Here is a 16,056-nt window from a genome sequence, read left to right as displayed (position 1 = left end):
TATGGGAAAAAATTATCCCTATGCAATTCGGTTTTCCGTTATTGCCTGAAAAAGTGATACTTGCGAAATTTGTATCAAAGAATTCGACAAATGGAAAATCAATTTAATTACAATAATGAACTTCAGGGTAAAACGGCCCTGTTAACCGGTGGAACAAAAGGAGCCGGAAAAGCAATTGCCGAAAGACTACTACAAGCCGGAGCAACAGTTATCATCAGCGCCAGAAATGCACCTGAAAAAGAAAACAGCAATATGCATTTTATTGCTTCTGATTTGAGTACTGCAAATGGAGTACAAAAAGTAGTTAGCGAAGTGCTGTCGACTTATGGAAAACTGGACATTCTGGTGAACAACCTTGGTGGTTCATCAACACCGGCCGGAGGCTTTTCTGTACTAACCGATGAAGATTGGGAATCAAATTTACAAGCGAATTTGCTTGCGCCGGTACGGCTGGACAGGGGATTCTTGCCACAAATGATCGACAGGAAAAGTGGTGTCATTATTCACATTGCATCCATACAGGGCAAACTGCCTCTGTATGATTCTACTTTGCCCTATGCCGCCGCAAAAGCAGCATTGAGAAATTACAGTAAAAGTTTATCGAACGAAGTTGCCCCTAAGGGTGTCCGGGTGCTAACTGTTTCGCCAGGCTGGATCAATACAGCAGCATCGGAGGCATGGCTGGGTGAAATTGCAAGAAACGCAAATAGTACCCTAGCCGAAGCCAAGCAAAGTGTAATGGATGCCCTGGGTGGCATACCTTTCGGCAGACCTGCCGAACCTGAAGAAATAGCTGAACTGGTCGGCTTTCTGGTTTCGCCAAGAGCCAGCTATTTAACAGGAACCGAATTTGTAATAGACGGTGGTACAGTACCAACAATTTAAAACTCTTAAAATATAATACGATGAATTTACCAAAAATGATCTCCGAATTAGTAAAAGCACAAAACGAATTTGACAGTGCTGCGTACACCAATTGTTTTACTGAAAATGCAGAAGTATTTGATGAAGGCAAAACCCATAACGGAAAAGCAGAAATTGAAAGCTGGATTGATAAAGCAAACAAAGAATATCACGCTACTATTGAGCCGGTAGGATATGACGAAGAAGCAAACATCCTGTTAGCAAAAACTTCAGGAAACTTTCCGGGTAGTCCAGTTATTTTGAAATATCATTTTCAATTTTCTGATGGATATGTTAAATCACTGAAAATAACCGGTTAATTCCTGCATTACCTTCGCAAAATTGACCTGCTAATGAAGATTGACACGTAATAACGCAAAAAGCAATTCTTTAAAAGCCTCAAATGTAAATGTATGAGTGAGTAAAAAGAGGCTGTATCGCAGAATATATGATTGACAAATAAATCCTGATTATGTAATATTCCTAAGATTGTCATTCCCGACCGCCCTAGCGGATTTTGTAAACGGTAGCCTCCCCGAAGTTTCCGAAAGCTCAACGTAACAAATTAGACGTGAAATTACAAAAATGATACAGCCTATTTTTTAATAAATTAATAACTAACAATTAATTAAAACTTACCATCGAAACAATTCCGTCGTTATCCTCGTTGCTATTTGTTAAATACGCCATGATGGCTTCACAAACGCCTGACGAATTCTCTTCAAACATATAGTGACCGGTATTCTCCAGGTTAAGCAGTTGATAATTTTCGGCTATCGTTGGTAAAGTATACTGATAAAAACCGTACGAAACATTGCTGGCAATACCTAAAACCGGCATCCTTAACTTCGAATAATTTCTGGCATCGGCTATATCCTGGTTAAAAGCCTGGTACCAGCCATTGGAAGCGCGTATACGCGCCGGCTGGTTATAAACGTATGCATACACATCCCTATCAAAATCAGGCATTTTCGAACTGTCCACCATCACGTAATCGAAAAGCCAGTCGAGCAGGTAACGGTAGCGGCCCTCCATCAATTTCTCAGGCAGTTCTTTAACTTGATTAAAACTCATCCACCACGTGTAAGGTTGTTGGTGATCTATTTTTTTGCCAAAAGTTTCAGGAGGCGGCATCAGTTTCATTTGCATCATTCCTTCATTAGGATGCAGACCATCTGCAAGGATCAGGCGTTCTACCACTTCCGGGTAATTATGCGCCAGGCTGCAGGCCACCATACCGCCTATATCATGGCCCATAACATATGCCCTACCAATACCCAGTAAGCGCATCAGCTCGTACACATCAGTAGCCATTGTTTTTTTGTCATAACCTGATGCCGGTGTTGCCGAACTGCCCATACCACGAATATCGACTACGATAACCCTGAAGCGATCAGCCAAAGGCAGCGCAACAGAACGATAAGAATACCAGGTTTGCGGCCAGCCGGGCAGGCAGATCAATACCTGACCTTCGCCGCCGCCATCTACAAAGTGCAGTTGTGTTCCGTTCACTTCCATTACATGGCTGGTAAAGCCCGGCCAATGTTTTATGAGCTGCTCGTCACTATATACCTGTTCCATATTACGCTATTTTGTTGTTATTTATTTTGTTAAGTGTTGTTTCTGCGGTTTGCCAGCTTACACCACGATATCGATCATTATCAAGCATATGATGATGTGCCGCAAACATACTGTAGAGATATTGCATCTGCTGCCATTGCGGGTATAGCTGGTTTTCCCCATCAGGATTTTCTGTCCGCAACTTTTGGATGTAAGCCGAGAATTGCTCCAGTGTGCCTTGTTCTTTTAGTTTGAAATGTTCACCAAAAACACGTCCGGTCAGCGCTTGCAATTCGTTCGGGCTAAACCGGAAGCCTGCAATGCGGAGAAATCGCGGTGCGGTATCGTCCAATGCAGCGTATGCGGTAAAAGCGGCCGTATCTTCTATAGTGGTGAAGTCGATCTGCCAATCAGCTTTTCCTGAATAGTAGGTAATGGTCTTCGCTTTGGTATCTAAAAGTGGGATGTTATACTGCAAAACATAGGCAAAAGCACCGTTGAATACCGAGGTAGCCCGGATGTTACTGGTTTCAAGCACGGATTGGAACTCCCTACGCAGATCAAAATTCCTGTTTTCGCCCAACTGTAGCTGAGTAAAATCTGTACAAAAATCGGATGGAATAAAACGGGGAACGCCCGCTTTTATGGCAGCATGAAGCAACTGGCTCTGTGCGGTTACAATCACGTCACGCAAGCCTGCGAGTACAGACACTACGCAGGAAACGCCTTTACAGGCCGACGCCAGTCCTTTTTCATCAGCAAAGTGAACCGCTATAACCTCTACTCCTGATTCACGCAGTTCATTCACTTTCTGCTGATTACTTTGTTCTCTTACCAAAGCCCTTACACTAGCGCCATTTTTGAGTAAGTGTTTGCATAACCTGCTTCCCAGATCGCCGGTAGCACCGGCAACTAAAATAATATTGTTCATTGTTCTTTCTTATTGAGTTCACAAAGCTAGGCCCATAGAAAGTCAATAGAACTACCATTTGGTAGATAATGCAATTATCGAAGATTTTTACGGATGCGACTTAGGGCGTTTGGTGTTATGCCAAGGTAAGAAGCCAGTTGCTTTACAGAAATAAATTGCATGAAGCCGGGCTTTTGTAGAAATGCGAGATAACGTTCTTCTACAGTCATGGTCTGGAAACTAATGATCTCACTGATCATACGCACACACATACCTTCCCAGAGTTTTCGTCCAAATTCCTGCCAGGCCGGAATCTGTTTGTAAAGCGAATCCATATCGTTCTTATGGATACAGTATAGTTCAGTATCTACAACCGCCTCTATATTAAAGCGTGAAGGTAATCCTGGATTAAGGCTGGAAATTTCAGCAAAAAACTCGCCAGGCTGAACGATCCAGGCAGTAAGCTCCTGTTCGTCGTTATAGAAAAAGCGAAGTGCTCCTTCGTTTAAGAAATAATAGTGTGAAGCGATTTGGCCACGTTTTAGCAGCATCTGACTCTTTTGTAACGTTTTCAGATTAAAACACCCTAATATCTTATTAAGGTCCTCTTCTTCCAACCAAACGTTGGAACGTATCAAATTCTTAAGTTCCTGCATAGCTGATTCGGCATTAAATATACTTAATATTTCTAACTGTCGGCACTATTCTGCTCAATCCGGGTTCTGGCAGCAAATTTTTCCACCACAACACCTTTACGTCAAAACCATTATAAGTTTTTAGCGTTAACCTATACAAACAAATTGAAAACGCTACTATGAAACCTATACATCTAATTCTCGCATTTATTTTATTATCAGCCTGCAATAACTCGCAAAAAAAGGCAAAAGACCAATCAACCTCTCAAACGGCGGCAAAAGACACTATTCTTATACCTCAAGCAAAAAATGATGTTGAAGTTAAGGATTGGTCAGATGATTTTAAGAATTTTAGAGAAACCATTTATTCAAAAGATCTCAAAAAGCTCAAAACATATTTTGATTTCCCGGTTGCGGATGATGGTGCATCAATCTGGAGCTTATGCAATTTGACCGAAGCTGAAATAAGGGAGAGAAAAAACAAATTCGAAAATCCCGATCTATTTTACGAACAAGACCTGGAACAATATTATAGCAGAATTTTTAATGCAGATTTTGTTAAAACATTACTGAAAATTAATGCTGATCAGCTATACCAAACAGGTTATAATGAAACGCCAGAAGTTACAACAAACGAAACGAAATATCAACTGATTGCCGAATACAATAAGACCAGTAAGGTGTTGAGTTTAAACTTAGCTTATACCAACAATGCCAAAGATGAAGAAGGCAATGCTGTAAGCGAAGGTGAATACAATATTATTTACAGCTTTGCAGTTATTGATGGCAAATACCTAAAATTTAGGAGAATCGACATTGCTGGTTAGATTAAACCGTACAATGCTTATGAAAATGACAAAACTGATCAATTGCCTGTTTCTGGGCATTTTGGCAATGACATACGCCTGTAACAACGTAACCGAAAGTAATAACGAAGCGGTGGAAGTTGGTCCTGCAGATAATACAGCAAAGGTCATCGTTGATACGCCTACCGCTTCATTACCTTCAGTTCAGCTGCCAAAGGAAAAGCCCGAAGAAGTCCGGCTTGATGATCATGATAACGTTGATTTCGAACAATATCATGTAGATGCTGCAAAAGTAACCCAATATGCGCCTATAGACTGGGCAAGCTACCCCAATGCTAAAGATTTTAAAACCAGAATTACGAAAGCTTACCAAACCAACGAAATCAGCTTTGCAGGATACTATGTGGTTTCTGTATTTGGCTGCGGCGCGAGTTGTATCATGGGGTTTATAATTGATGTAAGAGATGGAAAAATCTATGACCTGCCACTGGGTGAAGAGAATTCGTGTCTTTTTGCAGAAGATAGAGCCATGGGCACCCTAACAAGCAGGCTTTTTATTGCCGGGATTTGCAAAGAAAATCCGGAAGACAAAAAAGTTTATTACAAAGCTTATTTATGGGATGAGGGTAAGAAAGAATTTGAAAGGGTGGAAGCCGCTGCATTTTTTAAAAAAACCTGATTTAATTTTCAGCAAGTATGATTAAATATTTCAAACATCGCTTTTATGCTTTTTTGCTATCTATAGCAATTACTGGCTGTATGGGAAAGGTAAAACCTATAGGGCAGGCACCTTTAAATTTAATAGATATAAACCTGGATTTCAAAGTAACAAGTTTGTATCCTGAAAAATATAAAAGTGAAAAATTGGAAAATTATTTTGATATCCCTGTAGGTGAAAAAACCATAATGGTGCTGCGGGATACTACTTTTATTAACGAATTTTCCCAGGAGCAAAAGGCCGTTGGTGTAGAATACAGTCAAATGAGCTCATCAAGTGATGATACATTAGCCATAGCATGTAAACAAGCATTCAGTTCATTAAGTGTAGCAGCATCCCTTGATGGAAAAATCAAAGCCATTGGTGCCGAAGTTAGCGATATTACGGATAAAGAAGCGAAGGATTTCATTGCGGCACTGACCAACAAACATGGTAAACCCAAGAAACTAGAAGGAGATTTCATGAGTAAGTTTACTATTTATGAATGGGAAGCGCAAAATAGAATATTTCGTTACTCTACCATTTTCAACGATGAAAAAAACACCATAAAACTAAAGGTAGATAAAGAAGAAGGAACCATTAAAAGCATGGACAGGACGCCACATCACGATGGGTATTTTTTTGTGATTAACAAAGCTTTTGTTAATGATTTAAAGACATTGAATAACGGCGTATTTGTCTACGTTAAATAAAACTCAATCATAATTACTATGACAAATTTGGAAAGACGTTAAGCCGTAAAATTTAAACATACTTTTTCAACCAGGCCGTTAAAAAAAACGGAACAGCAAAAACTCACCTTTTTTTACCGCTATGTATTAATTTTATTGGCTTACAAGTTAAAAAATCTACATCGCTTTTAAAAGGAAAGTGTTGCAACAATAAAGCATTTCTCTTAACGCCTTGTAATCAGTAAATATTTAAATGATAACGTCTCCATAAGTTAATCAAAATATCATGATAAAACCGCTTCAAAAATTTGTACTCTTTTTTAATATTTCATTAACAATTCTCGCTTGCCAAAATAAAAAACAGCAAGCGGAAAAAATGGTTGCAGATACTGTAAAAAATCAACCGGAACTTTCTCAACAAGCTGACTCCACAAGTGCAGATCCTTTTTTTCCCGGTACGGGTAATACCATTAACGATTTTGTTCCGGCCAACTATAAAATAGATTTAGAAGCCACAGGCGACCTGAACAACGATGGACTAAAAGATGCAGTTATCGTACTCATAAGCCAGCAGGATAGCACGGCACTTCGCCCTACTTTAGTACTTTTTAAACAAGGTGAAAAATATAAACGCTATGATCAATCATTCTCGGCAGTGGAGCCTAAATACCGCGAAAATGGTTACTCCATCTACGACTATGAAAATATTAAGATTGATAGTGGAAAACTGGTGATTTCTATGCAGGCAACCGGTCCGGCAGGCAGCATTGAAAGTACTTATCAATACATCAACAAAGATTTAATTTTAACACAGGTTAGTGCTTTTAGTATGGGTGCCGGAGGGCATACAGAACAGAAAATTGATTTGTTGAAAGGCACTTACACCCAAACCGATATTAACACCATGAAGGAGGATATGCCAAGCACTACTGATACCAAAAACTACAAAATACCAACGGTATTATTCAAAGATAGCGATCCAGGTAAAATCATGAGCAATGCTTTCAACAAAGTGGGAAACTAAATTAAACCTTAAAACTCCGGCATTTATGGTAGTTGCAGTCCTGCTATAGATTACCAGATTGACCTTAGCTGGCTAAAATTGGCATTAAAGCACGTGCGAATCCCTTTATTTACAGTTTAATTCCATTTGCATGGCTAATTTACGGATATAGAAGTTGTCAGGTATCCAACATTAAATTAATTTGTTCCCAATTTTAAATATTTTAATCGTGATTACCAACGATCATCCGCTCCGCTTTTGTTTAGCGTTAACTGTCTTGGGGGCGTTGAACAGCACCTGCATAAACGGATTTAGCTCAGTTCCCTACGAATAATGAACCATATTCAACGAATGTCAGTTAGCATAAAAATCATAAAAAATTGATTTTTAAATTTATTGTAATATCAGCAAAAAACTCAAACTAATACAATTATGACTGTTACTTACATGATGTTGGTTTTCACAACAATTTATCTGACAAGCACCTATCTTTATTACAGATACACAGTAAAAAAAGAAAAAGAATTTAGATACAAACCCTTATTTCTTTTGGTTATCGGTATATTATTTCTGTTGTCTCTTTATGGAAGTTTAACCAGCACTCCATTTGGAGAAATTGTCCCGTTTATCAGGTAGCTTATCCCATTATAGGATTGCTGAACTGGAAATAAAATGCTTTACGAATTGCAAAAACAGTGTATTAAATTGCAATCTCATTCCTCATCAAGATGAGCTTCCAAAAGTACCGTGATTTTAAGTACATATTTTAGTAGTTCAGTGGTGGTATTTTGAATCTAATGAGCAAATAAATGATAACATATCATCAATAGAAATGATAATTGAGTTGTAGTCATCCGCTAAAAGATTTAGAGAAATAGAAGATTATCAAAAGATTCTAAGAGAAAAACCATTTTCATTATTTTAGATGAATTAAATCACTTAAAATATATTCTCTTATGATCATTAGAATACTATACGTCTTGTTTTTAAGCACAATATTTAGCTTGAACCTAAAGGCACAAAACTTTGTAAAAAGCCCGTCTGATGTAGTTCCATTTCAGGTAACGGTTAAAGCCTCTAACTTTAAAGGTAAAAATGCTTTAGCCCTCGAAATAAAAGGGGAAGCAGATGGAGACAATACACTTGCGATCTTAAAGAATACTGACTTTCATAACGGAATAATTGAAGCCTCCATTTCCGGGCAAACGCTTGCAAACGCTAGTGAGACAGCACGTGGGTTTGTAGGCATAGCATTCAGAGCAGCTCCTGACGCTTCAAAAGCGGAAGTTTTCTATTTACGTCCCACCAATGGCCGTGCAAATGATCAGTTACGCAGGAATCATTCCAGCCAGTATATTTCTATCCCAGGATATCCATGGGAAAAATTAAGAAAAGAAACACCAGGAAAGTATGAGGCTTATGTAGATATCTTTCCGGCAGAATGGATCAAAATAAAAATTGTGGTAAAGGATGAAACGGCCAGACTATATGTAAATGGTGCAGCTCAGCCTACTTTAATTGTAAATGACCTGAAACAGGGTAAAAATCTCCGCGGAAGTATAGGATTATGGATAGGCCCGGGAACCTTAGGTCACTTTACTGATGTTAAAATAACCAAAGAGGACTAATGTAGATCAGACTTGACAGTTAAAATAAACAGCGATATTTTAAATTTTAGATCTAATGCAATGATCAGGAGGTAAAACTTTTATCTGTTTTTCGTTTGTTACCATGCAATTGTATTAGTTTTCATAACTTTTATATTAAATGATCATTAAGAATGTTTCCTAATTAATCGCCCAATGCTGGGATGTTTTTACCTGTGTTCTACTTCTGCTACGGATCCGCTATGATTGATAGTCTCCCAGTTATTATTTACCGGTAGGTTTCACTTCGCCAATTTCCTTAATTTCGGCTTTTGAAAGAGGGATAATTTGAGGCATAACGTTATTATATCTTTACAGCAGATTATTTTATATTTTCTTCTATATTCGTTTTATAAACTATGCCATCTCTAAGCCATTTACCGGATTCTGAACTTATCTTGCTGATAAAACAGGAAGAAGAGCAGGCATTTACCGAAATTTATAACCGTTATTGGGAAAAGATGGCATCTTATGCCATAAGATTAACCAAATCAGAGGAGGAAGCTGCAGATATTGTGCAGGAAATTTTCGTATCGCTCTGGAACAGAAGGGCCATCTTAGTTATCAAAAGTACATTAGGAGCTTATCTCATTCGCAGCACACGCAATTTGTGCTTACGATACATTGAAAGAAATATCCATACCTTTGATTTTTTAGATAAAATAACCGAACAAGCAGTTGATAATAGCCTAAACGTTGAGGAAAGCATCTCCTTAAAAGAATTACAAGCAAATATTGACCTTGGCATTGCCAAATTGCCCGAAAAAATGCGCAAAGTTTATCTTTTGAGCCGAGATGAGCAACTGTCATACCGCGAAATAGCAAAAAAACTAGACATTGCCGAAGGAACAGTAAAAAAACAGGTAAGTAATGCAATAAAAATAATAGCCGACTCGTTAAACGGCAAGCTTTCTGCTTCCATGATGGCTATATTTTTACATCTTCTAAGGTAATGAAACTGTTTTTTTTATTTTTTTTAAAATAAATCTACCACCAAACACACTTTTTCGGAATATCTATTTGTAAGGCACCATCAATGCATTTCAACATCCTATGAAAACCGAACAGGCAAGACAATTAATACAGCATTATTTAGATGGAGTAGCTTCAGCGAAAGAGGTGCATTTGGTTGATTCTTTTGTTGAGCAGCAGTTATTGGAAAATAACTGGACTGCCGATGAGGCGCAAAAAGCAGCTTTTGGTAAAAAGTTAAAAGCGCGCATTGACGCAGAAAGGTTAAAAGGGCAAGAAAACAATCAAAATCTGGTGGTGAAACCTAGAAACATTACCCAGAGACTATTGATTATTGCGGCTTCGGCAGCAGTATTGGCCTTTTGTATGATAGGTGGATTTTTTGCATTAAAAAGCAAGATTGAAGACCGTTCTGAACGTTATGCCAATGATGTATTACCCGGTGGTAACCGCGCTATTTTAACCCTTGCCGATGGCCGAAAGATAGATTTAACCAATAGTAAGACCGGAGAACTGGTTACCACAAACGGACTCAGTGTTAAGAAGGCTACAAACGGTCTGCTCGTATTTTCAGTTACCAATAATGGAAGTGTGAATGAAGGTCAAAAAAACAATACGATAACAACCCCGTCAGGTGGACAATACCGGATTAACCTGCCCGATGGTACACAGGTGTGGTTGAATGCAGAAACAAAATTTAGTTTTCCCAGCCATTTTAATGCAAAAAACAGGTGGGTAGAACTGGATGGAGAAGCTTATTTTGAAGTGAGCAAAGATAAAAATCACCCTTTTATTGTCAAGAGCAGTAAACAGGAGGTAGAAGTTCTAGGTACGCATTTCAATATAAACGGTTATGAAAATAGTCTGGAAACAAAGACAACACTTTTAGAGGGGTCTGTCAAAGTAAAAGGACCTAAGGGCGAAAAGGTAATTGCACCTGGAGAGCAATCGCTGATATATGGCAATACTATCAAGGTAAATGCAGTAGATCCGGCATTTTCCATCGATTGGAAGAATGGTGAGTTCAGGTTCAAAGACGAGAGTTTACCCAGCATCATCCAGAAACTATCTCGATGGTACGGTGTCCGGTTTGTAGTAAATAGCCGTTACGAGTTAATGCCTTCTTTTTCAGGCTCGGTATCGCGTTTTAATAACCTTTCGGAAGTGCTTAAAATGCTAGAAGAAACAGGGAATATCAAATTTTATATTAACGGTAAGGTAGTAACCGTAAAGTAACACTACCAGCAGCCCTAACCATGCTGTTTTAAATCAATAAATGTCAACTAAAACTAAAAAAATGAAAAAACCACTACTAGAACAGCGTTAATAACACGATAGGTTTAGAAGAAAAAAACCATGGAAGTGTTGGAAGCACAACCATGGCCACAATCTGAGTTAATCCTTTAAAAACGAATTCTGAGGTCCCTTTACGCATTAAACCCAAACAAACGAAAGTATGAATATTTATCCTTTTTACCAAGGTAGGCATTTGGCGTGCCTTCCTAAAAAACTCCTGTTAATTATGAAACTAACCATCATCATCATGACAACCTTACTCATGCATGTTAGTGCCAGTAGTTTCTCGCAAAAACTCACCTATACGGCTAAAAATATAACCGTCGATCAGGTTTTTAAAGAAATAGAAAAGCAAACCAATTACAGGGTATTGTATGCCACCAGTACGCTTAATGACGCAGCAAAAGTAAGTGTAAACTTTAAAAACACCCCCCTTAAAGATGTGATTGAGTATTTGTTAAAAGATAAACAGCTAACCTACAATATTGAACAAAACACCGTATTGATTAAGAAGGAAGAGCGTTCTTTTATTGATAAAATAGCATCAGTTTTTACATCTTCGCGCTTTAACGGCCGGATTGTAGACGAAAGCGATGCACCGCTTGTAGGTGCAACCATTACCGTTAAGGGGAGTAAAAAATATGCGGTAAGCGGATCAACCGGTGCATTCGTACTTGATCTGGAAGAAAATGAAGTATTGGTTATTTCTTACATCGGCTATGAAACCAAAGAACTGAAAATAACACGCGGCTTATTACAGAGTGGCGTGGCAAGTTTGCTTGATATTAAATTAAGTCCTTCAGCGTCGTCCTTAGATCAGGTTCAGGTAATTGGTTATGGCAGCACCACCAAACGGAATAATACTGGTGCGGTGAGTTCGATTACTTCCGAAGAAATTGGTAAACAAACAGTAGAAAACCCCTTGCTGGCTCTGCAAGGCCGCATTGCCGGTGTGCAGATTACGCAGGATAACGGTTTACCAGGTGCTGCTGCCCGGATGAATATCCGTGGTGCGTACACTGGCGTATCTGGAGCAGGTTATATTCCATTGTACGTTATTGATGGCGTCCCTTTTACCTTATTTAACGGTGCCCAGCCAGCCACCGATAACCTGAATGCGAACGGAGTAAGTGCTGCAAACGGTGGTGTAAGTCCATTTAGTATGATTGCACCTGAAGATATTGAACGTATTGATATCCTGAAGGATGCGGATGCAACGGCCATTTACGGTTCGCGCGGATCGAATGGTGTCGTATTGATTACCACTAAAAAAGGAAGCAAAGGTAAAACGGCTTTCAATTTCAATGTAAACTCTGGTGTAAGCAACGTGGTCAATTATATCCCGATGATGAATACGCAGGAGTACCTGGCTACCCGTAGGGCTGCATTTGCACGTTCGGGCGTTACCCCAACCGCTGCTAATGCCTTAGATTTAACGGTGTGGGATCAGAATGCCTATACTGACTGGCAAAAATACTTTATTGGTCATACCGGACGTACCACTAATGCTACCGGATCAGTTTCGGGAGGTAATGCGCAAAATTCCTTCTTGTTTTCTTCAATCTACCGTAAGCAAAATACTGTTTTCGGAGGTGATTTTGGTGCCACCACTTTTTCAAGCAGGTTAAACGCTGGTCACAAAAGTAGCGATGGCCGTTTTAATATAGATGGTTCGGTAAACTATACCTACATGAAAAACCTTTTGCCATCTACTGATTTGAGTACGATTTACAACCTGGCCCCTAACTATCCGTTGTACAATGCCAACGGCAGTGTAAACTGGACAGCTACCAGCCCGCTTTCTTACAACCCCAAAACAACCAATGCACAAACCACCAACCTATTTAGTAATGTAAACTTATCATACCGCATCATCGATGGTTTAGTGGTTAAGGCCAATTTGGGTTATACCTCAACGCGATTAAAACAACAACAGATTAATCCGGCCAGTTCGCAAAATCCCAACACAGCACAGGTAAGCTCGCTAAGGTATACCGATAACGATAACAACAATTACATTATCGAGCCACAGGCGGTGTACACTACTAAAATTGGTGAAGGCAACCTGGAAGCTTTAATAGGTACTACTTTTCAGCAGACCAAAGCAACCGGGATCTTTTTAACTGGTACAGGCTATAATAACGAAAACCTGATCAACTCATTGGCAGGTGCCTCAGCGGTGGTGACCAGTTACAATGCCGATGCCATTTACAGTTACACCGCTTTTTTTAGCCGCTTAAACTACAACTGGAAGGGCAAGTACATTGTTGATGGAACTTTCAGACGTGATGGTTCATCGCGTTTTGGCGATAAAAACAAATTTGGCAATTTTGGTGCAGTAGGTGCTTCGTGGATTTTTACTCAGGAAGATTTCATGAAAAACCTTAGCTTTTTAAGCTTTGGTAAACTAAGGGCCAGTTATGGTATTACAGGTAATGATCAAATCCCTAATTACGGTTACCTTTCGCTTTATTCGTCAGCTGGTTCTGGTAACAACTACGATGGTACCAGTACCTATATTCCTACTAATATTCAAAATCCCGATTTGAAGTGGGAAACCAACAAGAAACTGGATGTTGCTGTAGAATTAGGTTTCTTAAACGACAGGATTTTACTAAAAGCAGATTATTACCGCAATCGTGTTTCTAACCTGTTAAACTTTATTACCATTCCATCTCAAACAGGTTCAACCGGTTACACTGCCAATTTAAATGCTACCGTACAAACTAAAGGTTTTGAATTTGAATTGAACACCATTAACGTAATTGCCGGCGATTTTAAATGGAGTACCAACCTTAATTTAACCATCAGCCGCAATAAGTTATTGGCCTTTGATAACCTTGAAAATACTTTTTATGCCAATACTTACATTATCGGACAGCCAACTGATATCAGGAAATTTTACAAATATACTGGCGTTAATCCAACAACAGGATTAGCAACTTACCAGGATTTAAACGGCGATGGAAGCATTAGCTTTGCCGGAGACAGATATGTGGGCTATTATGGACACCCTTACTTTGCAGGTATGAACAACAGTTTGAGCTATAAAGGTTTTGCACTCGATTTTATGTTCCAGTACAATCACCGCTACGGCATATTAAATTCTACTTTAAGCTCGAGCCCGGCCGGTATTAACTATACCAACATGAGTACCGCCCTGTTAAACCGCTGGGGAACTGCCGGCGATACGGCACTTTTTCCTGCGGCATCTACCGTTAATGATCCATCGTATGGAAACTTAACTTCATCGGATGTTAACTGGGGCGATGCTTCTTACTTAAAACTGAAAACGGTAAGCTTAAACTATACTTTTCCGAAAGCTATAGCCAGTAAATTAAAGCTTTCTAACCTGAGTATTTACGTACAGGGACAAAACATTTATACCTGGGCCAAACAGAAATTCACATACGACCCTGAAACTACCTTACCAGGTACAGGACCGGGATTGGGCACAGGTCAGTACATTGCTTTCCCTCAGGTACGCACAGTAGTATTCGGTTTAAACTGTTCATTTTAATCAAGGAAAATCATGAAAGTTAATTATATATTCTTCAAAAAAATAATGGCATTGGGCCTGATTTTAATGACAATCTCGTCATGCAAAAAATTTGTTGAAGTCGATCTGGCTAATAACCTAATCGCCAAAGAAAACGCTTTTAACAGCGATAATTCTGCTACCAGCGCCACCTTATCACTTTACTCTTATTATTCAACGGTAGATCAGTTAAGGTATAGTACCTGGTTTGGCGGTTTGCTGGCCGATGAGTTGCAAAATACCACTTCGAATGCTGATTTAATTCAATTCTCGCAAAATGTAGTTGCACCAACCAATACTAACCCTACCAGTTATATCTGGGGTTATTCTTATCAAACCATCCGCTATTGCAACCTGATTCTGGATGGTATCAGTCGCTCGACAGGAATGACCACACCGGTGAAAAACCAATTAAGCGGTGAAGCAAAATTTTTCAGGGCTTTAATGTACTTTAATCTGGTAAACTTTTATGGAGGTGTACCAATTACTTCCGAAGTAAACGAATTGGACAATGCATTTAAACCAAGGGCTACCGTTGCCGAAGTTTACGCGCAGGTATTTAGCGATTTAAAAGATGCACAAAACCTATTGCCTGCTACTTATGTGGGTAGTAGTGCCGCATTAAAGATTCGGGTAAATAAATGGGCTGCAACCGCGTTACTTGCTAAAGTTTACCTGTACAATAAAGATTATATAAATGCCGAGGCCGAAGCGACCAAAGTAATTGGCTCGGGTGTTTATAACATGGCTACTTTGTCAAATGCCTTTATTAATACCAGTAGTGAAACTATTTTGCAGTTATCTACCCTATTTGGTGCATCGGCGTTTAGCACGTATCGTACAACCAGTTCGGCAGCTAACGTAGCACCACCGGCTTACGTATTGTTCAACAATTTTACAAAAGATTTTGAAATGAACGATAACCGTAAAACTTCGTGGGTTGATTCAACCACTTTCAATGCGGTTAAATACTACCGCATTAATAAGTACAAGGTACAAACTGCTACAGCGGCCACTTTGGGTAATGAGTACACGGTGATGTTACGCTTAGGCGAACAATACCTGATCAGGGCAGAGGCAAGGGCGCAGCAATCGAACATTGATGGCGCACAAAGTGATATCAACGTGATCCGCAACCGTGCAGGTTTAGGCAATACCACTGCTGCAACCCAAAGTACACTGTTATCGGCTATTGCCAAAGAACGCAAACTCGAACTTTTTGGCGAGTATGGGAACCGCTGGTTTGATTTAAAACGTACCGGAACTGCCGATGCAGTTTTGGGTGCACTAAAACCAACCTGGAAAACAACTGCACAGCTGTTGCCTATTGGTGCGGATCAGATTTTGCTAAATAACAACCTAACTCAAAATCCTGGTTATAACTAAGAGAATTAAACA

Annotated in this window: 14 protein-coding genes; 11 read left to right on the top strand and 3 right to left on the bottom strand. The window is 39.4% G+C overall.

All coding sequences use genetic code 11. The features are described 5' to 3' along the window. Positions 1-90: 90 nt before the first annotated feature. Positions 91-885, top strand: coding sequence for an SDR family oxidoreductase (locus ACFE6N_RS19100; protein WP_378939089.1), 795 nt, complete (start codon positions 91-93; stop codon positions 883-885). 20 nt (positions 886-905) lie between these two features. Continuing rightward, positions 906-1,223 (top strand): nuclear transport factor 2 family protein, encoded by a 318-nt coding sequence (locus ACFE6N_RS19095; RefSeq protein ID WP_378939087.1) that lies wholly within the window; start codon positions 906-908, stop codon positions 1,221-1,223. A gap of 304 nt (positions 1,224-1,527) precedes the next feature. Here ACFE6N_RS19095 and ACFE6N_RS19090 read toward each other — a convergent pair whose 3' ends face one another. The 3 genes from ACFE6N_RS19090 to ACFE6N_RS19080 all read right to left on the bottom strand — a co-directional run bounded on the left by ACFE6N_RS19090 (position 1,528) and on the right by ACFE6N_RS19080 (position 4,029). Beyond that, on the bottom strand, positions 1,528-2,484 hold the full coding sequence (locus ACFE6N_RS19090) for an alpha/beta fold hydrolase (protein ID WP_378939085.1): 957 nt from the start codon (positions 2,482-2,484) through the stop codon (positions 1,528-1,530). A 1-nt stretch (position 2,485) separates the two neighbouring features. Next, the gene (locus ACFE6N_RS19085) at positions 2,486-3,394 is read right to left on the bottom strand and encodes an NmrA family NAD(P)-binding protein (protein ID WP_378939083.1); all 909 of its coding nucleotides are present in this window, start codon (positions 3,392-3,394) and stop codon (positions 2,486-2,488) included. Positions 3,395-3,468: 74 nt separating this feature from the next. Next, positions 3,469-4,029: a Crp/Fnr family transcriptional regulator gene (locus ACFE6N_RS19080; protein ID WP_378939081.1), complete on the bottom strand. Its 561-nt coding sequence runs from the start codon at positions 4,027-4,029 to the stop codon at positions 3,469-3,471. A 158-nt stretch (positions 4,030-4,187) separates the two neighbouring features. On the opposite strand from ACFE6N_RS19080, the gene ACFE6N_RS19075 reads away from it, so the two are divergent. The 9 genes from ACFE6N_RS19075 (at position 4,188) to ACFE6N_RS19035 (ending at position 16,044) form a co-directional block, all read left to right on the top strand. Beyond that, positions 4,188-4,835: a hypothetical protein gene (locus tag ACFE6N_RS19075; protein WP_378939079.1), complete on the top strand. Its 648-nt coding sequence runs from the start codon at positions 4,188-4,190 to the stop codon at positions 4,833-4,835. Positions 4,836-4,854: 19 nt separating this feature from the next. After that, positions 4,855-5,493, top strand: coding sequence for a hypothetical protein (locus tag ACFE6N_RS19070; protein WP_378939077.1), 639 nt, complete (start codon positions 4,855-4,857; stop codon positions 5,491-5,493). Between the two features lie 17 nt (positions 5,494-5,510). After that, positions 5,511-6,224 carry a hypothetical protein gene (locus ACFE6N_RS19065; RefSeq protein ID WP_378939075.1) on the top strand — a complete coding sequence of 238 codons (714 nt, stop codon included), beginning with the start codon at positions 5,511-5,513 and terminating at the stop codon, positions 6,222-6,224. Positions 6,225-6,489: 265 nt separating this feature from the next. Continuing rightward, on the top strand, positions 6,490-7,227 hold the full coding sequence (locus ACFE6N_RS19060) for a hypothetical protein (protein ID WP_378939073.1): 738 nt from the start codon (positions 6,490-6,492) through the stop codon (positions 7,225-7,227). 935 nt (positions 7,228-8,162) lie between these two features. Then, positions 8,163-8,834, top strand: a complete 672-nt coding sequence (locus tag ACFE6N_RS19055; protein ID WP_378939071.1) for a hypothetical protein — start codon at positions 8,163-8,165, stop codon at positions 8,832-8,834. A gap of 377 nt (positions 8,835-9,211) precedes the next feature. Beyond that, complete coding sequence (locus tag ACFE6N_RS19050) at positions 9,212-9,805, top strand: RNA polymerase sigma factor (RefSeq protein WP_378939069.1); 594 nt, start codon at positions 9,212-9,214, stop codon at positions 9,803-9,805. Positions 9,806-9,905: 100 nt separating this feature from the next. Then, positions 9,906-11,060, top strand: a complete 1,155-nt coding sequence (locus ACFE6N_RS19045; RefSeq protein ID WP_378939067.1) for a FecR family protein — start codon at positions 9,906-9,908, stop codon at positions 11,058-11,060. A gap of 286 nt (positions 11,061-11,346) precedes the next feature. Further along, positions 11,347-14,640: a SusC/RagA family TonB-linked outer membrane protein gene (locus tag ACFE6N_RS19040; protein ID WP_378939065.1), complete on the top strand. Its 3,294-nt coding sequence runs from the start codon at positions 11,347-11,349 to the stop codon at positions 14,638-14,640. A 12-nt stretch (positions 14,641-14,652) separates the two neighbouring features. Beyond that, on the top strand, positions 14,653-16,044 hold the full coding sequence (locus ACFE6N_RS19035) for a RagB/SusD family nutrient uptake outer membrane protein (protein ID WP_378939063.1): 1,392 nt from the start codon (positions 14,653-14,655) through the stop codon (positions 16,042-16,044). Positions 16,045-16,056 lie beyond the last annotated feature (12 nt).

Source organism: Pedobacter sp. BG31 (assembly GCF_042464845.1).
In the GTDB taxonomy this organism is placed as follows: Bacteria; Bacteroidota; Bacteroidia; order Sphingobacteriales; family Sphingobacteriaceae; genus Pedobacter; species Pedobacter suwonensis.
This window is presented reverse-complemented; position numbering and strand designations above follow the sequence as displayed.

What these genes read in the sequence shown, in the direction of transcription:
- ACFE6N_RS19095 (WP_378939087.1), top strand. Translation starts at nt 906, where the DNA reads ATGAATTTACCAAAAATGATCTCCGAATTAGTAAAAGCACAAAACGAA.
- ACFE6N_RS19100 (WP_378939089.1), top strand. Translation starts at nt 91, where the DNA reads ATGGAAAATCAATTTAATTACAATAATGAACTTCAGGGTAAAACGGCC.
- ACFE6N_RS19035 (WP_378939063.1), top strand. Translation starts at nt 14,653, where the DNA reads ATGAAAGTTAATTATATATTCTTCAAAAAAATAATGGCATTGGGCCTG.
- ACFE6N_RS19040 (WP_378939065.1), top strand. Translation starts at nt 11,347, where the DNA reads ATGAAACTAACCATCATCATCATGACAACCTTACTCATGCATGTTAGT.
- ACFE6N_RS19060 (WP_378939073.1), top strand. Translation starts at nt 6,490, where the DNA reads ATGATAAAACCGCTTCAAAAATTTGTACTCTTTTTTAATATTTCATTA.
- ACFE6N_RS19070 (WP_378939077.1), top strand. Translation starts at nt 4,855, where the DNA reads ATGAAAATGACAAAACTGATCAATTGCCTGTTTCTGGGCATTTTGGCA.
- ACFE6N_RS19090 (WP_378939085.1), bottom strand. Translation starts at nt 2,484, where the DNA reads ATGGAACAGGTATATAGTGACGAGCAGCTCATAAAACATTGGCCGGGC.
- ACFE6N_RS19055 (WP_378939071.1), top strand. Translation starts at nt 8,163, where the DNA reads ATGATCATTAGAATACTATACGTCTTGTTTTTAAGCACAATATTTAGC.
- ACFE6N_RS19080 (WP_378939081.1), bottom strand. Translation starts at nt 4,029, where the DNA reads ATGCAGGAACTTAAGAATTTGATACGTTCCAACGTTTGGTTGGAAGAA.
- ACFE6N_RS19085 (WP_378939083.1), bottom strand. Translation starts at nt 3,394, where the DNA reads ATGAACAATATTATTTTAGTTGCCGGTGCTACCGGCGATCTGGGAAGC.
- ACFE6N_RS19050 (WP_378939069.1), top strand. Translation starts at nt 9,212, where the DNA reads ATGCCATCTCTAAGCCATTTACCGGATTCTGAACTTATCTTGCTGATA.
- ACFE6N_RS19075 (WP_378939079.1), top strand. Translation starts at nt 4,188, where the DNA reads ATGAAACCTATACATCTAATTCTCGCATTTATTTTATTATCAGCCTGC.
- ACFE6N_RS19065 (WP_378939075.1), top strand. Translation starts at nt 5,511, where the DNA reads ATGATTAAATATTTCAAACATCGCTTTTATGCTTTTTTGCTATCTATA.
- ACFE6N_RS19045 (WP_378939067.1), top strand. Translation starts at nt 9,906, where the DNA reads ATGAAAACCGAACAGGCAAGACAATTAATACAGCATTATTTAGATGGA.